This window comes from Bacillus sp. FSL R7-0166, assembly GCF_038008935.1.
In the GTDB taxonomy this organism is placed as follows: Bacteria; Bacillota; Bacilli; order Bacillales; family Bacillaceae; genus Bacillus; species Bacillus altitudinis.
The window spans coordinates 2,525,081-2,543,589 of record NZ_JBBPAC010000001.1 but is presented as its reverse complement, the minus strand read 5'-3'; the positions used below and the strand labels follow the sequence as shown (position 1 = coordinate 2,543,589).

At 41.5% G+C, this 18,509-nt stretch carries 18 protein-coding genes and 2 other annotated features; of the genes, 13 read left to right on the top strand and 5 right to left on the bottom strand.

The features are described 5' to 3' along the window. Positions 1 to 5 precede the first annotated feature (5 nt). From NST01_RS13105 to NST01_RS13090, 4 genes are all read left to right on the top strand, one after another. Complete coding sequence (locus NST01_RS13105; protein ID WP_008346032.1) at positions 6 to 644, top strand: TVP38/TMEM64 family protein; 639 nt, start codon at positions 6 to 8, stop codon at positions 642 to 644. Between the two features lie 60 nt (positions 645 to 704). Further along, the gene (gene ytxC / locus NST01_RS13100; RefSeq protein WP_008346029.1) at positions 705 to 1,574 is read left to right on the top strand and encodes a putative sporulation protein YtxC; all 870 of its coding nucleotides are present in this window, start codon (positions 705 to 707) and stop codon (positions 1,572 to 1,574) included. Between the two features lie 43 nt (positions 1,575 to 1,617). Further along, positions 1,618 to 1,865: a binding site (T-box leader), on the top strand. A 44-nt stretch (positions 1,866 to 1,909) separates the two neighbouring features. Next, positions 1,910 to 3,850, top strand: a complete 1,941-nt coding sequence (gene thrS, locus NST01_RS13095) for a threonine--tRNA ligase (protein WP_007501674.1) — start codon at positions 1,910 to 1,912, stop codon at positions 3,848 to 3,850. A gap of 171 nt (positions 3,851 to 4,021) precedes the next feature. Beyond that, positions 4,022 to 4,942: a methyl-accepting chemotaxis protein gene (locus NST01_RS13090; RefSeq protein WP_017358260.1), complete on the top strand. Its 921-nt coding sequence runs from the start codon at positions 4,022 to 4,024 to the stop codon at positions 4,940 to 4,942. Positions 4,943 to 4,997: 55 nt separating this feature from the next. Here the strand turns inward: NST01_RS13090 and NST01_RS13085 are convergent, their stop codons facing one another. Then, positions 4,998 to 5,777: an HAD family hydrolase gene (locus NST01_RS13085; protein ID WP_024718651.1), complete on the bottom strand. Its 780-nt coding sequence runs from the start codon at positions 5,775 to 5,777 to the stop codon at positions 4,998 to 5,000. A 136-nt stretch (positions 5,778 to 5,913) separates the two neighbouring features. Further along, positions 5,914 to 6,489 carry a DUF4352 domain-containing protein gene (locus tag NST01_RS13080; RefSeq protein WP_017358258.1) on the bottom strand — a complete coding sequence of 192 codons (576 nt, stop codon included), beginning with the start codon at positions 6,487 to 6,489 and terminating at the stop codon, positions 5,914 to 5,916. 336 nt (positions 6,490 to 6,825) lie between these two features. Further along, positions 6,826 to 6,957: a sequence feature (ribosomal protein L20 leader region), on the top strand. A 71-nt stretch (positions 6,958 to 7,028) separates the two neighbouring features. On the opposite strand from NST01_RS13080, the gene infC reads away from it, so the two are divergent. The 4 genes from infC to NST01_RS13060 all read left to right on the top strand — a co-directional run bounded on the left by infC (position 7,029) and on the right by NST01_RS13060 (position 8,491). Then, entirely contained in the window at positions 7,029 to 7,544 is a 516-nt protein-coding gene (infC, locus tag NST01_RS13075; RefSeq protein ID WP_024718649.1) for a translation initiation factor IF-3, read from the top strand. A 25-nt stretch (positions 7,545 to 7,569) separates the two neighbouring features. After that, entirely contained in the window at positions 7,570 to 7,770 is a 201-nt protein-coding gene (gene rpmI, locus NST01_RS13070; protein WP_003216324.1) for a 50S ribosomal protein L35, read from the top strand. A 31-nt stretch (positions 7,771 to 7,801) separates the two neighbouring features. Further along, on the top strand, positions 7,802 to 8,161 hold the full coding sequence (gene rplT / locus NST01_RS13065; RefSeq protein WP_007501659.1) for a 50S ribosomal protein L20: 360 nt from the start codon (positions 7,802 to 7,804) through the stop codon (positions 8,159 to 8,161). 63 nt (positions 8,162 to 8,224) lie between these two features. Then, positions 8,225 to 8,491: a DUF1294 domain-containing protein gene (locus NST01_RS13060; RefSeq protein WP_098680641.1), complete on the top strand. Its 267-nt coding sequence runs from the start codon at positions 8,225 to 8,227 to the stop codon at positions 8,489 to 8,491. 16 nt (positions 8,492 to 8,507) lie between these two features. On the opposite strand, the gene NST01_RS13055 is transcribed toward NST01_RS13060, so the two are convergent. Continuing rightward, positions 8,508 to 8,912 (bottom strand): hypothetical protein, encoded by a 405-nt coding sequence (locus tag NST01_RS13055; protein ID WP_008346017.1) that lies wholly within the window; start codon positions 8,910 to 8,912, stop codon positions 8,508 to 8,510. 179 nt (positions 8,913 to 9,091) lie between these two features. Between NST01_RS13055 and NST01_RS13050 the strand changes: the two genes are divergently transcribed. Both NST01_RS13050 and cstA read left to right on the top strand, forming a co-directional pair. Further along, positions 9,092 to 10,180, top strand: coding sequence for a M42 family metallopeptidase (locus tag NST01_RS13050; protein WP_017358255.1), 1,089 nt, complete (start codon positions 9,092 to 9,094; stop codon positions 10,178 to 10,180). Between the two features lie 349 nt (positions 10,181 to 10,529). Then, positions 10,530 to 12,326, top strand: coding sequence for a carbon starvation protein CstA (cstA, locus tag NST01_RS13045; RefSeq protein ID WP_008346013.1), 1,797 nt, complete (start codon positions 10,530 to 10,532; stop codon positions 12,324 to 12,326). 45 nt (positions 12,327 to 12,371) lie between these two features. Here the strand turns inward: cstA and sspI are convergent, their stop codons facing one another. Next, entirely contained in the window at positions 12,372 to 12,593 is a 222-nt protein-coding gene (gene sspI / locus NST01_RS13040) for a small acid-soluble spore protein SspI (protein WP_008346010.1), read from the bottom strand. A gap of 113 nt (positions 12,594 to 12,706) precedes the next feature. On the opposite strand from sspI, the gene NST01_RS13035 reads away from it, so the two are divergent. The 3 genes from NST01_RS13035 (at position 12,707) to pheT (ending at position 17,291) form a co-directional block, all read left to right on the top strand. Beyond that, complete coding sequence (locus NST01_RS13035) at positions 12,707 to 13,450, top strand: TrmH family RNA methyltransferase (RefSeq protein ID WP_017358254.1); 744 nt, start codon at positions 12,707 to 12,709, stop codon at positions 13,448 to 13,450. Positions 13,451 to 13,826: 376 nt separating this feature from the next. Further along, positions 13,827 to 14,861, top strand: coding sequence for a phenylalanine--tRNA ligase subunit alpha (pheS, locus tag NST01_RS13030; RefSeq protein WP_008346004.1), 1,035 nt, complete (start codon positions 13,827 to 13,829; stop codon positions 14,859 to 14,861). Between the two features lie 15 nt (positions 14,862 to 14,876). Then, a complete protein-coding gene (gene pheT / locus NST01_RS13025) occupies positions 14,877 to 17,291 on the top strand; it encodes a phenylalanine--tRNA ligase subunit beta (RefSeq protein WP_079919760.1) in 2,415 nt (804 codons plus the stop codon). A gap of 245 nt (positions 17,292 to 17,536) precedes the next feature. Here the strand turns inward: pheT and rnhC are convergent, their stop codons facing one another. Next, positions 17,537 to 18,460, bottom strand: coding sequence for a ribonuclease HIII (gene rnhC, locus NST01_RS13020; protein WP_110487335.1), 924 nt, complete (start codon positions 18,458 to 18,460; stop codon positions 17,537 to 17,539). Between the last annotated feature and the right edge of the window lie 49 nt (positions 18,461 to 18,509).

Below are 18,509 nucleotides of genomic sequence, written 5' to 3'. Positions count from 1 at the left end.
ATGAGATGAACAAAAGAAAATGGCTGCTTTTTCTCGTGATTGGCATTCTAGCTGCTGTGCTATGGTGGCTCAACAAACAGCATCTTCAACTGTCGCCGAAAGATGTGAAGAATTGGATTCTTCAATTTGGGATGCTGGCTCCCTTTGTCTTTCTTTTCTTATCACTTTTTCGTCCATTTGTGCTTGTCCCTCTCACCGTCTTTTCGCTAGCAGCGGGTTTGGCATTCGGCAGTGTCCTTGGGACCATTTATGCCTTAGCTGGTGCGACAGCAGGTGCAACAGGATCTTTCCTGCTTGCCTCAACCTTCCGTTCAAACAAGCAAGAAACTGAATCAAGCAATCGGAAGCTAAAAGCGGTGACGTCCCGTATTCAAGAACATGGATTTCTTTATATCCTCTTATTACGCATTGCACCCATTCACTTTGATTTTGTCAGTTATGCCGCAGCAGCTTCACGTGCGAATTACCGTGCATTTGCGGCAGCGACTTTTTTAGGATTAATACCTGGTACTGTGGCGTTAAATGTCCTTGGATCAAGCTTTGTGAGCGGAAATTATGCCGCCTTAGCGATTGTTTGTTTGATTTATTTGATCTTTATCTCAGTGCCACTGATTTTAAAAAGAAAGATGCCTGATTTATTTTAGGCGTCTATTTTTTATGTTCCCCCCATATATATGTAACAGATGTCGTTAGGGGGGACAAACATGCTTGAAATAATCTTTGAAGATGAATATGATACCGCCGCTTTTTTACATCTTGCTGAACACTTGGACAGTCGGCATCACATTTCGATTCAACAAGGGAAAGACCGGCTTCTCATAGAAGCGAAGAAATCAGGAGAAGCCATAGAGCACATTGTGCGGACATTACTGATTCACTTTTTTTTGGAATGCAAAGAAAATGAACGCATGCGCAGCATCCTTGAAAACACATACTTATTTAAAGATCCAGAAGAGCAGCACCAAATTCTTTCAATCGCCCATAGCATCATGAAAGGGGATCTAGATGATATCCCTGGAATTCATCAAGACCCACCGAGGGAGGATCTGTTAAAAAAAGAGCTTGAGACGATTTCTTTACAGAAAGGTGTTTTTTCCATTGGTTCATTTATGACATTTAGGCTCTCGGCGTATGACAGAAGGCTGAAGAACTATGTTGAAGTATCCATCGAAGAATATAAAATGGAACAAGAATATCAAAACTTTATTCAATCCCTTCGAGACTATGTGATGTCAAGAGAACCTAAGCTTGAAAAAGTACATGTTGTGCATCAGGACCGCCTGATGATTTGGGAATTTCGGTACGCTTCTGAGCGTGATCAAAAACAATACATAGACAGACAGTTTGTAAGAGAGCATCCAATGTATATTGATTCGCAGTTGATTGCACCGCTTGTATCCATTGCGCCACAAAAGATTGACCTATTTACAGATGATACAGGTCACTCGATGGTGCAAACCATTCAAAATATTTTTCAAGAAAGAGTTGAGGTATTCCCTCCTCATTCGTTTCAGGAACAGCATGTTCAATTTGTTCCTAGTCATTTGGAAAAGAAAAGTGAAAAGCTTTCTTGATTTTCACGAAAAAACGTTTTATAATACGGTGTAACTTCATACAGAGACCGTATTGATAAGGACATGAACAAATGAACACCCGCTTAAAGAGAGGGAAGCCGTGGCTGAAAGCTTCCTAGCAGAGGACCATTTGCTTTACCACCTTTGAACATCAGCTGTGAACTGTTTAGTAATAGCTGACGGGAATTCCCGTTATTGAACCACAAGCCGTATTTGCTTTTGACAAAGCAAGCTGCAAATACGGGAAAAAGGGTGGAACCACGATTCCGTTTATTCAACCTCGTCCCTTTCCAGGGGCGGGGTTTTTATATTGCCAAAAAAAGGAGTGACTAGAGATGTCAGAACAAATTCAACTTACATTTCCAGATGGAGCAGTCAAGGAGTTTGACAAAACAGCTACAACAGAAGACATCGCGGCATCAATTAGCCCAGGCCTAAAGAAAAAAGCGCTTGCCGGTAAATTGAACGGCAAAGAAATAGATCTGCGTACGCCGCTGTTAGAAAGTGGAACAATCGAGATCATCACAGATAAGAGTGAAGAAGCGCTCGATATTATGCGCCACAGCACAGCGCATTTGCTTGCACAGGCAATCAAACGCATTTATGGAAAAGAGCATCACGTCCAGTTTGGCGTAGGCCCTGTCATCGAAAATGGCTTTTACTATGATGTTGACATCGATGTAGCGATTACACCTGAAGATTTACCAAAGATTGAAAAAGAAATGAAAAAAATCATTAACAGCAATTTGCCGATTGAGCGCATTGAAGTTTCTAGAGAAGAAGCAAAAGCACGCTTTGAAGCAATTGGCGATGAATTGAAGCTAGAGCTGTTAGAAGCAATCCCAGAAGGCGAAGCCGTCACAATTTATGAGCAAGGTGAATTCTTCGATCTATGCCGCGGTATTCACTTGCCGTCTACAGGGAAAATCAAAGAATTCAAGCTGTTAAGCCTTGCAGGTGCTTACTGGAGAGGCGACAGTAACAACCAAATGCTTCAGCGTATTTACGGAACAGCTTTCTTCAGCAAAGAAGAATTAAACGAGCATTTACGTCTGCTTGAAGAAGCAAAAGAGCGCGATCACCGTAAACTAGGAAAAGAATTGAAACTGTTTGCGAACTCCCAAAAAGTGGGCCAAGGTCTTCCGCTCTGGCTGCCAAAAGGGGCCACAATTCGCCGCGTCATTGAGCGTTATATTGTTGATAAAGAAGTACGCCTTGGTTATGAGCATGTGTATACACCCGTTCTTGCGAGTGTAGAATTGTATAAAACATCAGGCCACTGGGCGCATTATCAAGAAGACATGTTCCCTGTGATGGAAATGGACAACGAAGATCTTGTCCTCCGTCCAATGAACTGTCCGCACCATATGATGATTTACAAAAACGAGCCGCATAGCTATCGCGAATTGCCAATTCGGATTGCAGAGCTTGGTACAATGCACCGTTATGAAATGTCAGGTGCTTTATCCGGCCTTCAGCGTGTTCGAGGGATGACATTAAACGATGCCCATATCTTTGTTCGTCCAGATCAAATCAAAGACGAATTCATTCGTACAGTTCGCCTAATTGAAGAAGTGTATCAAGACTTTGGCTTGAATGACTACACATTCCGCTTATCTTACCGTGATCCAGAAGATACTGAGAAGTATTTCGACGATGATGCGATGTGGAATAAAGCGCAGTCTATGCTGAAAGATGCAATGGACGAGCTTGGACATGACTACTATGAAGCAGAAGGCGAAGCGGCATTTTATGGTCCGAAGCTTGACGTCCAAGTAAAGACAGCTCTTGGAAAAGAAGAGACTTTGTCTACTGTACAGCTAGACTTCTTACTTCCAGAGCGTTTCGATCTCACATATATCGGAGAAGATGGAAAACACCATCGTCCAGTTGTCATTCATAGAGGAGTTGTGTCCACAATGGAACGCTTCGTTGCCTTCTTAATTGAAGAATACAAAGGAGCTCTTCCAACATGGCTGGCACCTGTACAATTCCAAGTCATCCCGGTTTCACCATCTGTCCATTTAGACTATGCGAAAAAAGTGCAAGAACGTTTGCAGCTTGAAGGACTGCGTGTAGAACTAGACAGTCGTGATGAAAAAATAGGATACAAAATTAGAGAAGCGCAAATGCAAAAGATTCCGTACATGCTGGTTGTCGGTGATCAAGAAGCAGAAAATGGCGCAGTTAATGTAAGAAAATACGGGGAACAAGATTCAGAAACAATGGACCTCGAAGCTTTTGTGAAACATGCAGTCGCAGAAGCAAAAAAATAATGAAGGCGCACGAAACAGTCAGTGATCTCATCTATTGAGGTTGCTGGCTTTTTTCTTATGGAAAAAAATTCTCCACTGGTGATCCAAGTGCGCAAATGATACGTTTAGATAGTACGAAAGTATGGGTAAGTATGTACTATTAGATAGAGGCAAATTGGGGGAATGAAAGCGATGATTCAAACAACAAACACTTCATCAACACAAGTATTGGAGCAATCAGCTGTGCTTCGTGCGCTAGAGCACTCACTGGCGATGATTGAATTTGATGTCACAGGTAAGGTACTATGGGTCAATGATATTTTTGCAAAAGCCATGAAATATTCAAAGGAAGAAATGATTGGTTTAAAGCATAGACAGTTTTGTCCTCCGCATATTGCAGAAGACGCAAGTTATCAAATGTTTTGGAAGCGTTTGAAGAATGGTCAAGTGTTTCAGGAAAAGGTGCAGCGGATCACGAAGTACGGTGACACCTTATGGCTTGAAGCGACGTATACACCAGTGCTCAATGAAGAGGGGAATGTAGTGGCTGTCGTGAAAGTGGCAACAGATATTACGGAGAGAGAAAACACAATGAAGCAGGTAGTAGAAGACCTAAAGGATATGTCTGCAAAATTAATGGAGCGAGCGGAAATCGGCATCCAGCATAGTCAAAGTGTAAATGCTTCTTTTGAACATATCGCGAATGAAACGGATCAAAATATGAGTTTGCTAGAAGGGTTAACAGAGCAGGTGGAGTCGATCAGCTCAATTGCTACAACGATTAACAGTATCGCTTCCCAAACGCAGCTGCTCGCATTGAACGCGGCCATAGAAGCTGCGCATGCGGGTTCCTATGGAAATGGCTTTAGTGTCGTCGCGGCAGAAATCCGTAAGCTTGCGACAGATTCAAAGGAAGCGATCGTAAAGGTGGATCGTTATGTGAAGGCGATCCATTTAGAAGTTGAAAAGGTCAGCAACGGAACAAGCCGTGCAAAGACAAGTGTGTTTACAAACCGGGATCTTGTCAAGCAGGCAAGCGAGGAATTCATGAATGTAGGAGAAGCAGCACGCGGCTTAGATCGTCAAGCACAAAGTTTAGCAGCAATTGTATAGCCGAAAACGAAAAAACACCCAATCTCGATCAGGAGAAGGGTGTTTTTCCTATGGTTTATTTTAAAATATCAAACAATTCGTGTAAGTCTTTAATTTCATAATCTGGTGTCACATCTGTTTCATTTTTCTTGCCATGACGATTGATCCAAACAGTTTGGATGCCAGCGCGAGAAGCGCCGAGAATATCTGTTTTTGGATTATCTCCTACCATGATGACATCATCTTTTGTGAGATTTAACAGCTGAAGGCAGTGCTCAAAGATGCCAGGATCAGGCTTTCCTTTCCCGTAATCTCCTGAAATCACAATTTCATTAAAATAAGGGGCAAGTTCCGGAACACCTGCAAGTTTTTCTTTTTGCAGACTAGGATCTCCATTTGTTAAAAGGAGTAATTCATAGGTGCCCTTCAGGCGCTCTAAAACAGGATACGTTTCTTCATAGACATATGGGCGTTTTCTACGCTCTGCTGCAAAGAAATCTGCTAAGTATTGACCAAATGCTTCATCGTCAATTCCTGCCTCTTTTAAGCCGTTCGTCCAAGCATTTTTGCGATACTCTGGTGCAAGGGCATTCAGCTTTTGAAAGCCTTCGCTAATCGGCTCACTAAAATTAGACCACAGTCCTTCAAAAGGATTAATGCCAATCATAACAGTATAATCATATGTTTCATAAGAAGAGTACAGCTTTCTTGCTTCTTCACGCACAATCTGTTCAAACGATTCTGGATCAAGTCCATATTTCTTTTCCGCTTCCCTGCATGTTTCCTGAAAAGTGGTATGAATGCTTTTTTCATCCCAAAGCAAAGTATCATCTAAATCGAAAAATACGGCTTTCATGATCTTCTCCCTTGTTATGTATGTAGTTACCCTCAATTGCATGTGACAGGCTCATGTTCATTTTACAATAGAAGTTTTAGAGTTTAAATAGATTATTTAGTAATAAAAAAAGTGCACAAAAATGTGCACTCTTACATTATTTTGATAAATCAATGGTCTTATACTTACCGCCAGTCCATCCTAATCCTGATGAGACTTGAAGCGAGAATTTCTTTTCGTTTGGAACTTCAAAAGCAATTCTGCCTTTTTTAGATAATTTAGGATTTATTTGTTTTAAGAAGAAACTTGAATCGGTATCATTTACATACATATTATTTGTTGCAAGTGATTTGTATTCTGTGCCGTCTTTGCCAATTAACCTGAACATCTCAGTATCTACCATTCTGCCTTTTTTACCTGTATTTTTGACCGTTACTTCAACAATCACAAATTTGCCGTCTGTCGTTACATCGCTCATATACTGTTTTTGTAAAGATTTCGCTTCTGTTACGCTGTTTACTTGATAAGTAAAATCTTCGACTGCTACTTTATCTCCAATTTTATGCGTTTTTTCTTTATCATTTTTCTTTTCGCTACTCGTTACTGCATTTTTAGAACCAGTATTTGATGTATTATCTTTTTTGCTGCCGCCCCCAGCCATACAAGATACAAAGATAATAATCAAAATGAGAATAATGATACTAAGACACCCAATCTTAAAAAACTTTTTCAAATAAATCCCCTACTTTTCCTTAATTTATTAAATGAATTTGAATACTTCTCCAATGATAAGTCTAAAGAATTATAAAATCAATCATTTTTTTGAAAAAATAGATATATAATCCTTTTTTATATGGAATATGATTTATATTTTTGTTTATTTATGTATACAACTTGATTTATATCGGTGTGATAATGAAAAATTGAAGGATTTGAAGAGACTTTATTTCTTTTTAAATAAGGCTTGCCCAAATCGTTTCGTCATGCTAAAATGAAAAAGTTGTTTCAAGAGTTCCGTTACTTGACGGACAAATGAAAATTGTGTAGAATAGTTAACGAATTGAATAGATATCACAAGCAGAAGCACCCGCTTCTCACCTGATTGACACATGTTTGTAGTTGACAGGTTGACCGTACATTTATTTTTTCATGCAAATGTTCGCAGTGTGGGTGTTTTATATGCCCACACTTTTTGTTTGCCTGTAAAACATACAACGAAATGGTCAAAATGAATTGTGAACTCAATTCAAAATCTCATGGAGGTGGCTCACTATTAGCAAAGATCAATTAGTTAATGAAGGTATTCGTGCGCGTGAAGTTCGTTTGATCGGACAAAATGGCGATCAGCTTGGGATTAAAACCCGCCAGGAAGCTCTGGAAATTGCTACGAAAGCCAATCTTGACCTTGTGTTAGTTGCTGCAAATGCAAAACCACCTGTTTGCCGAATCATGGACTACGGTAAGTTCCGTTTCGAACAACAGAAGAAGGAAAAAGAGGCACGTAAGAATCAAAAAATCATTAGCTTAAAAGAAGTTCGGTTGAGCCCGACAATCGATGAACATGATTTTAACACGAAGCTCCGTAATGCAATCAAATTCCTTGAAAAGGGAGATAAAGTGAAAGCTTCTATCCGCTTTAAAGGCCGTGCGATTACGCATAAAGAAATCGGACAGCGCGTGTTAGACCGTTTCTCTGAAGCTTGCGCTGAAGTAGCAACAGTAGAAACAAAACCTAAGATGGACGGACGCAGCATGTTCCTCATGCTTGCACCAAAAGTCGAAAAGTAAAAGTAACAGAGGGAGGAAACATCCAATGCCAAAAATGAAAACTCACCGCGGATCTGCTAAACGTTTCAAAAAAACAGGTTCTGGTAAACTTAAACGTTCTCATGCGTACACAAGTCACTTGTTCGCTAACAAATCTACAAAGCAAAAACGTAAATTGCGTAAGAGCGCAATCGTAAGTGCTGGAGATTTCAAACGTATCAAACAACAACTTGCAAACATCAAGTAATCTGGAATAGGAAACATAGGAGGGAATTACAATGCCAAGAGTAAAAGGCGGAACTGTGTCGCGTCAGCGTCGTAAAAAGGTTCTTAAATTAGCAAAAGGTTATTTCGGTTCAAAACATAGATTATATAAAGTAGCAAACCAACAGGTGATGAAATCTGGAAACTACGCTTTCCGTGACCGTCGTCAGAAAAAACGTGACTTCCGTAAACTATGGATCACTCGTATCAATGCTGCAGCTCGTATGAACGGTCTTTCTTACAGCCGTTTAATGCATGGCTTAAAGCTTTCTGGTATCGAAGTAAACCGCAAAATGCTTGCTGACCTTGCTGTGAATGACTTAAACGCGTTCAACCAGCTTGCTGATGCTGCAAAAGCACAACTAGACAAGTAAGTCATATAAAAGATCATTCCGCCGAGGAGTGATCTTTTTTTCTCATCATGTGAGGTGAAATCAATGAATATCGCTCTGATCGTGCTGCTCATCTTGGTCAATGTCTATGGGTTTTGTCTCATGGGAGAGGATAAACGCCGGGCGAAAGCACACAAATGGAGAATATCAGAAGCGCACTTATGGAGTATCGCAGTACTTTTTGGTGCTGCCGGGTCATTTCTTGGCATGCAGTATTTCCGCCATAAAACGAAGCATCCTGCCTTTCAAATGGGTATGCCTGCTTTAATTGTTGTCCAATTGTTGATATTGGTCTATCTCAATCTCATCTGAAAAGGAGCAGACGCCGTTAAGTCGGCGTGTCTGCTCCCTTTTTTTGTTTGATTTTTTTGATGGGCTGATCCCAATCAATTTTTGTTTGAGGATACCGTTCAATGATGTTTTCCTCAAGTTTTTCAAAGTCTTCTAATGTGAATTCATTTAGCTTCTCAGGTGACTCCGTCCAAACGTAAATGGAGTGGACAAACAGAGGATGATCCTTAGAAGGAACATGCTTCTCCCCTTCAAACAAGACACCTTTATAGACGAAATTAAAATTTTTACGGGCATTTTGCTGTTCGTCCATAAAATAAAAGCCTTCTTTTAATTGTGCTTGTTTCAGCTTTCTTCTCGGGTTTGAGAAGAATTTTACCGCCATGTAAAAAATATAGACAAGCAATGCAACAAGAGCAAGTCTAATGAGGATGACAAACATGACAGGATGCACCTCCAATACCGTTATCTGATGTACTACGAATGAGAAAGACAAAAGGTTTCAACTTTTTTTAAAAAAATATTTCGATTAACGAAAAAATATTCATAAAAAGATCGTATTGAACGAAAGAGGTTTTGTATAATAAGAATGCACCATGAAGAAAAAGGAGGATACACAGAATGACAAAACTAGATCAAACATTAACTATGCTGAAAGACCTAACGGATGCAAAAGGGATTCCAGGAAATGAACGTGATGTAAAAAAAGTCATGCAGTCATACATAGAAACATATGCGGATGAAGTCTCTACAGACCGCCTTGGTAGCTTAATTGCTAAGAAGGAAGGAAATGCAAATGGGCCTAAAGTGATGCTTGCTGGTCACTTAGATGAAGTAGGATTCATGGTGACAAAAATCGATGACAAAGGCTATATTCGTTTTCAAACGGTCGGTGGCTGGTGGTCTCAAGTGATGTTGGCGCAGCGTGTCACCATTGTGACGAAAAAAGGAGACATTACAGGTGTGATTGGTTCTAAACCGCCACATGTCTTATCACCAGAAGCACGAAAGAAATCAATCGAAATCACAGATATGTTCATTGATATTGGAGCTTCGAGCAAAGAACAGGCAATGGAATGGGGCGTCCTCCCTGGAGATCAAATCGTACCTTACTTTGAGTTTACGGTAATGAATGACGAAAAAATGCTTCTTGCAAAAGCCTGGGACAACCGTATCGGCTGTGCAGTAGCGATTGATGTCATGAAGAATTTAAAGGATACTCAGCATGAAAATATTGCATACAGTGTAGCAACTGTCCAAGAGGAAGTTGGCTTGCGCGGAGCTAAAACAGCTGCAGCTACCATCCAGCCTGATATTGGATTTGCTATTGATGTTGGAGTAGCAGGTGATACACCAGGTATTACTGAAAAAGAAGCAACAAGCAAACTTGGCAAAGGACCAACGATTGTTGTATTCGACGCTTCCATGGTTTCTCATAAGGGGCTTCGGGATTTTGTTGTCCAAACTGCCGATGAATTAAACATTCCTTATCAATATGATTCCATGCCAGGTGGAGGAACAGATGCTGGAGGTATTCACTTAACAGGTCATGGCGTTCCATCACTATCCATCGGGATTCCAAGCAGATATATTCATACCCATGCAGCCATGATTCATCGAGATGATTATGAAAATGCGGTGAAGCTTTTAACAGAAGTCATCAAAAGACTTGATCAAAAAACGGTCGAACAAATTACGTACGGTTCTTAATGATGAAACCTTTCCTCAGTATGGGGAAAGGTTTTTTAATTGCGTTGAATTTCCCAGGAAATGAACTTTGGAATGTAAGTTGTGTCAAAAGAACTGTTTTCAGTAAATGAAGTGATATTTTTCTAGTGAGGAAGGCACATGTGATCCATCTTGTATTTATGTAAGATGAAATCAATAAAAAGGACAGAGCCAATTGAGGCTCTGTCAAAAGAGAGTTTATGGAAGTAGGTGAAGCTTATTTTAGATTAAATCAATTATTCCTATTTGTCAACTTGGTTTTAAAAGAAAGAAAAATCACTCAATTTATGTTATATTTGTAACAAATTGTTTATACAAAGGGGATGGTTAAATGAATGCGGTTTCAATTGTGATAGGATCGATGTGTATTTTAGCGATTGCCTATCGCCTCTATGGCACGTTTATGATGGTGAAGGTACTAAAGGTCACAGATGATCATCCTACACCGGCACATGCACTCGAGGATGGGAAAGATTATGTGCCAACAAACAAATGGGTCACATTTGGGCATCACTTTGCTGCAATTGCCGCTGCCGGTCCATTAGTTGGTCCGATTTTAGCCGCACAATTTGGGTATTTACCTGGTCTCCTTTGGCTCTTAATTGGAGCGGTGATTGGCGGAGCTGTTCATGATCTTGTGGTCTTGTTTGCTTCGATGCGAAAAAAGGGGAAATCACTATCCGAGGTAGCGAAAGAGGAGCTTGGTCCTGTGGCAGGATTTTGCACAGGGCTCGCCATGTTATTTATTATTACAATTACAATGGCAGGACTGTCCATGGTTGTGCTTCATGCTTTAGAACGAAATCCTTGGGGAACCTTTGCAGTTGGTATTACCATTCCAATAGCGATGGGAGTCGGCCTTTATTATAAAAAGACAGGCAATTTAAAGCTGGCGACATCTGCGGGATTCATATTACTGATGTTGGGGGTATTCCTTGGACCGAATATTCAAGGAACAGCACTTGGAGATTTGTTAACACTTGATACAAAAACGCTTGCTCTTGCCCTGCCAATCTATGCGTTCTTTGCTGCGGCCCTGCCGGTTTGGTTGCTTTTGGCACCAAGAGACTATTTAAGCAGTTTTATGAAAATTGGTGTTTTCATTGCGCTGATTGCGGGAATCTTTGTGGTTAATCCAACCATCCAATTTCCGGCGTTTACAGAGTTTGTGAGTGGCGGAGGACCTGTCTTAGCTGGACCTGTCTGGCCTTTTATTTCGATTACCATTGCTTGTGGCGCGATTTCGGGTTTTCATGCATTTGTTGGCTCAGGCACAACGCCAAAAATGCTAGATCGTTGGAGTGATATGAAGCCGGTTGCGTTTGGCGCGATGCTCGTAGAATGTTTAGTGGGAATCATGGCGTTAATTGCCGCTACTGCGCTTCATCCGGGAGATTATTTTGCAATTAATAGTACACCTGAAGTGTTCCGAACGCTTGGTATGAGTGTCGAGAATCTTCCGCAGCTAAGTAAAGAAATCGGTCTTGATTTAGAAGGAAGAACAGGTGGAGCTGTTACATTAGCTGTAGGGATGGCGTATATCTTTACGGGAATTCCGTTCTTTAGTCATTTGGCCTCTTATTTCTTCCAATTCGTGATTATGTTTGAAGCCGTCTTTATTTTAACGGCAATTGACGCAGGAACCCGTGTCGCGCGATATTTGATCCAAGACTTCTTTGGAGAAGCATATAAACCGCTGAAACGAAATGACTGGGTACCAGGTTCAGTCTTTGCAAGTGCACTTGCTTGTTTTATGTGGGGATACTTGCTTTACTCTGGAGACATTGGGTCCATTTGGGCACTCTTTGGCGTGTCAAACCAACTAATGGCCTCGGTCGGATTAATCATTGGGGCGACGGTTGTGTTAAAAATTGCGGATAAAAGGCGGTATATGTTAACTTGTTTAATTCCACTTGCTTACTTATATGTGACGGTGAATTATGCGGGTTATTGGATGGTTGCGAATGTCTATCTCAATCCTGAAGCATCTGGCTACAGTGTATTGAATGCAGTGCTTTCGATGATTATGCTGATTTTAGGTTTTGTCATTATCGTGTTCGCTATTAAAAAATGGATCGAAATTTGGCGCGATCCAGCTCTTCGAATGGAGACGCCAATCACTGGCTAAATGAACAAAGCCGGCTTGCTCATAAATAAGCAAACCGGCTTCTTGTTATTGCTGATGCTCAGGCTTTAAGCCCTGCTCTAATGTTTCAAGAATTTCATTTTTTTCATCTTCTGATGCCTCTTGCCATAACACCTCAAACAAAACACCAAGCCCTGGTAGCATTTTTTCCTCGCCACTTTGAATCGCATCTAAAATCGTATGCTCAAGCTGCTCTTGATTATGGCCAGTAATGTTTTGAATCACTGCGCCTCTTAAATTAAAATCCATTGCCCACACTCCTTTTTTGATGGTGATAGCCCTATTCTGTCTCAAAGACAGGTTTATTATGTAGTGTGCTTGAGATATAATAAATTCATGATATTTAAAGGAGTTAAAGTCGCTTGAAGTATATAGAATCAGCTAAAAACGCACACATTAAACAATGGAAAAAGCTCCATACAAAAAAAGAACGAACGAAAACAGGGCTATTCCTTGTTGAAGGAAAACACTTAGTAGAAGAAGCATTGAAAAGCGGGGTTGTGAAAGAGTTAATGATCACAACACCTGACATGCTCCCTGCTGACATCGAGCCTGACATTGAGCTGTATGAATTAAGTGAAGAGGCTTTTACTGCGATGACGGAAACGGAAACACCTCAGCAAATCGCAGCGGTTTGTACAATTCCTGTATTTGAGGAGAAAAAGTATGAACGAATGCTTCTGTTAGATGCAGTGCAGGATCCGGGGAATTTAGGCACACTCATTCGGACAGCAGATGCAGCGGGGCTTGATGCTGTGGTCCTAGGGGATGGAACCGTTGATGCGTTTAACGGAAAAACGCTCCGTTCAGCACAAGGGTCTCATTTTCACCTGCCTATCTTAAAACAAACACTACAACAGACAATTCCAGCATTAAAGGCGCAAGGTATACCTGTATATGGCACTGCTTTAAAAAATGCGAAAGAGTATAGACACATAGCATCAGAAGGTCCATTTGCGTTAATTGTAGGCAACGAGGGAGCAGGTATTGATCCAGAGATTCTTCAAATGACAGATCAAAATTTATATGTTCCAATGTACGGACAAGCGGAATCATTAAATGTGGCTGTGGCAGCAGCGGTTCTTGTCTATCATTTGCGCGGATAGTGTTGCATCACGTCCTATTTTTCACTATAATGAAACTAATATTTTAAAAACCATGATAGAGGAAGATTGTTTCACGAAGCGTCCTATTAGGGAGAATGCATCGTAGACTGAAAGTGCATTTAAGGAATGCTGAAACAGGAATTCACCTCTGGAGTTGTCACCGGGACCGCAGGTTTTGCGTAAAGGTGGACCGGATTCGTTTGATTCCGTTATGTCAATGAAGCTTATTCGCACATGTATTTGTGCTTAACAAGGGTGGTACCGCGACCACAACTCGTCCCTTCTTTTTTGGAGGGGCGGGTTTTTTTATTGTCTTCAAACAATCAAACACCCGTTTATTCAGACGGTTTTGTATATTAAAAGGAGGATGACACTCATGCAAGAAACGTTAAAACAGCTTGAAACAGAAGCGATAGCGAAGGTAGAAGCAGCCAGCTCGCTCAAAGAAGTCAATGACATTCGTGTTCAATATTTAGGGAAAAAAGGTCCGATTACAGAAGTGCTGCGCGGAATGGGCAAGCTTTCCGCTGAAGAAAGACCAAAAATGGGCGCACTTGCAAATGAAGTGAGAGAGCAGATTGCTGGTGCCATTGCTGAAAAAAATGAGCAGCTAGAAGCAGAAGAAGTGAAAAAGAAACTGGCTTCTCAAACCATTGATGTCACATTGCCAGCAAGTCCGATCAAAATCGGGGCAAGACATCCATTAACGATTGTCGTAGAAGATATTGAAGATTTATTTATCGGCATGGGCTATACCGTTGAAGAGGGCCCAGAGGTGGAAACAGATTACTATAACTTTGAAGCGCTCAATCTTCCAAAAGAACACCCTGCACGTGATATGCAGGACAGCTTCTATATTACTGAAGACACACTCATGAGAACACAAACATCACCCGTTCAAGCACGTACACTTGAGAAATATAAAGGCCAAGGTCCTGTGAAGATCATCTGTCCTGGTAAGGTATATAGACGTGACAGCGATGATGCCACTCACTCCCATCAATTCATGCAGATTGAAGGACTTGTGGTAGATCACAATATTAGCATGAGTGACCTCAAAGGAACGCTTGAGACAGTCGCAAGAAAAATGTTTGGGGAAGATCGTGAAATTAGACTGCGCCCAAGCTTTTTCCCATTCACAGAACCTTCCGTTGAAGTTGATGTGTCATGCTTTAAATGCGGCGGGAAAGGCTGTTCCGTATGTAAAGGAACAGGCTGGATTGAAATTTTAGGTGCAGGAATGGTTCACCCGAATGTATTAAAAATGAGCGGATTTGATCCAGATACTTACCAAGGCTTTGCTTTTGGAATGGGTGTTGAACGTATTGCGATGCTGAAATACGGCATAGATGACATTCGTCATTTCTACACAAATGATATTAGATTCACGAAGCAATTTAAGCAGGACTAAGAGGAGGAAATCAACATGTTTGTTTCATATAAATGGTTAGAGGACTATGTCGATTTAGAAGGCATTCAGCCGGATGAATTAGCAGAGAAAATCACAAGAAGCGGAATTGAAGTGGAAGCCGTTGAGTATAAAGGCGAAGGCATCAAAGGTGTTGTCGTTGGACACGTCATTGAACGTGAACAGCATCCGAATGCGGATAAATTAAACAAATGTCTTGTTGATATCGGCGAAGACGCACCGGTGCAAATTATATGCGGGGCTCCAAATGTGGATAAAGGACAGCATGTGGCTGTCGCAACGGTTGGTGCAGTCCTTCCTGGAAACTTTAAAATTAAAAAAGCAAAACTACGCGGTGAAGAGTCTCATGGCATGATTTGTTCTCTGCAAGAATTAGGCGTAGAGAGCAAGCTCGTACCAAAAGAATATGCAGAAGGCATCTTTGTTTTCCCGAATGACGTGAAACCAGGAGATGATGCCCTTCAAGCGCTTCAATTAGATGACGCGGTACTTGAGCTTGGCTTAACACCAAACCGTGCCGATGCCCTTAATATGCTAGGTGTCGCTTATGAGGTTGCCGCCATTTTAGGGAGAGACATCAAGCTTCCTGATACAGCGCATGAAACTTCTTCTGAAAAAGCAGCAGACTATATTTCTGTTAAAATTGAGGATCAAGAAGCGAATCCACTTTATGCAGCGAAGATCATTAAAAATGTAAAGATTGGACCAGCACCACTTTGGATGCAAACAAGATTGATGAATGCAGGTATCCGCCCAATTAACAACGTCGTGGATATTACGAATTTTGTCTTACTTGAATACGGTCAACCACTACATGCCTTTGATTATGACCGGTTTGGTTCAAAGCAGGTGGTTGTACGTAAAGCGGCTGAAAATGAAATGATTCAAACTCTGGATGAACAAGAACGTACATTGTCTTCGAAGCATCTTGTCATTACAAATGGCACAAAAGCGCATGCTGTTGCAGGTGTCATGGGCGGTTTTGAATCAGAGGTGCGTGATGAGACGACAACGATTCTTTTAGAAGCGGCATATTTCAACGGTCAAACCGTCCGTCAAGCATCTAGAGACTTAGGGCTTCGCAGTGAATCAAGCACACGATTTGAAAAAGGGCTCGATCCGCAGCGGACGAAATCAGCAGCCGAAAGAGCAGCGCAATTGATCAGTATGTATGCAGGCGGCGAAGTGCTAAGTGGTACAGTTGAGGAAAACCACCTTGAAACAAGTATGAATGTCATCCACGTATCAACTGAGCGTGTGAACAAGGTGCTTGGTATGAGCATTTCAAAAGAAGATATGATTCAGATTTTCAACAAACTAGGCTTTACTGTGGGCGAATCAAATGATGTGCTTGTTGTAACGGTTCCTTCCCGTAGAATGGATATTACGATTGAAGAGGACCTCATTGAAGAAGTCGCGAGATTATACGGCTACGACAATATTCCATCTACACTCCCTGCGACAGCTGGTACCGTTGGTGGTCTTACGCCATACCAAGTGAAGCGCAGAAAGGTGAGACGTTTCTTAGAGGGCGCAGGGCTTTCTCAAGCGATTACGTATTCATTAACGAATCAGCATAAGTCCACAGCCTTTGCTTTAAATCCAGCTTATCAAACCAGACTTTCCTTGCCGATGAGTGAGGAACGAAGTGTGCTGAGACAAAGCCTTCTGCCAAACTTACTTGATTCTGTCGCATATAACTTAGCAAGACAAGCTGATTCTTTTGCCTTTTACGAAACAGGTTCTGTTTTCTTAGCGGAAACGGAAGGCGCAAAACCAGTAGAGAAAGAGCATGTGGCAGGTGCGTTAACAGGTCTTTGGCATAAAAATCTTTGGCAGGGCGAGAAAAAAGCTGTCGATTTTTATGTAGCGAAGGGTATTGCAGAAGGGCTGTTTGAAAAGCTTGGTGTATCAGGAGAGATCACGTATGTTCAAGCAGAGCGTGAGGGCCTTCACCCAGGACGTACAGCTGATGTTCATTTAAATGGAAAAGTGATTGGCTTTGTAGCTGCACTTCATCCATTAGTGGAAAAGGAATTAGATTTAAAAGAAACGTATGTATTTGAATTTGATTTAACAGATGTAATGACGTCTGAAACAGAGGATATGAAATATACGGCTATTCCGAGATTCCCAGCAGTGACAAGAGACATCGCACTTGTCGTCGATCAGCATATTTCAAGCGGACAGCTGGAGCAAGTCATTTATGAAGCTGGCGGCCAATTGCTCACAGACCTTTCCGTCTTTGATGTGTATGAGGGTGAGCATATGGAAGAAGGCAAGAAATCTGTTGCATTCTCTCTGCAATATTTAAACCCAGAACAAACGTTGACCGAGGAAGAAGTCACGGCTGTTCATACAAACGTATTGAAAGCATTAGAAGATACGTATCAAGCCGTCTTGCGCGGATAATAAAAAGAGCTATCGCTTTATGGGCGATAGCTCTTAGCGTGTAGACAAACCCTCGCATTCTTTGTCAGTCCTGCGCGCTGGTACTCACGAATGTCAAATTCGCTCTGTGCCAGTGCTCGTCCTTCCTAGACTGCAAAGGTTTTCTATCACGCTGAAAAGAAGACAAAGGGCTAAAATCAAGTTCATTTTAGCCCTTTGTCAACAATCTGAGAGCTATCGCTTTATGGGCGATAGCTCTTTTTTAATTATAACCATTTTTTCGCTTTTTGGGTGTTGGCAAAATGAAGTTTTGTAAATTGGCGTAAAGCCTCTTCGCCGTGCTGTTTCATCAGCTTTGCTGCCGCTTTGTCAACATGCGGACCGGCCCCTTTTGGAATGTCAAAGCCCGCTGCTTTTGATAATTTATCCATTTCAATTAAAAAAGCATATCTTGCAATAATAGAAGCTGCAGCAACTGATAAGTGAATGCCTTCTGCTTTCGTACTAAAATATGTACGCTCCCGAATGATCTTTTTCCCCGCAAGGTGCCTGAAATAAATGCCTGGTTCGGCAAATTGGTCAATGAGAATGGCTTCTGGTTTCTTGCCATCCAGTTTTTCTAGCACGGAGGTGATGACTTGGTTATGAAGCAGTGCCTTCATTTTCCCTTGGCTCATGCCCTTTTCCTGCATCGCATTGTATTTTTCATTCCGAAGCACGAGAAGGCTGAACGGGATGGTTTTGATCAAGTCTTTGGCAATGTTGATAATCTGCGGATCTTTGAGTCCTTTTGAGTCTTTCACCCCGAGCTCTTTCATGAGAGCAAGCTGACTGGAATCAACATAAGCCGCACAGACCGTAATGGGTCCAAAATAATCGCCAGTACCGACCTCATCTGAGCCAATAACCGACATGGAAGCGATGCCGGGTGGTGGGCTGTACGGTGTGATGGATGGTGTTTTTTTGCTTTTTGTTTCAGCTGCTTGTAAATGGTTGAACTGACTTGCTTCAGCTTCTGCCTTTTGTCCTTGGAACAGTACTTTTCCAGATTTGTAGGCTGTAATCGTACAGCCGGGAACCTTTGCTTGAAAAAGAGCGCCTGGTGGCAAAGTGTCAGTTAAATGCTGAGCGTACACGCTCTTCATTTTTTTCATGTCTTCTGATGTTGCTTTTAAGACGGATTGGGGCACAGTGGATAACTCCTTTTTACCTTGATATCATTGATTTCTAAAGTGTACC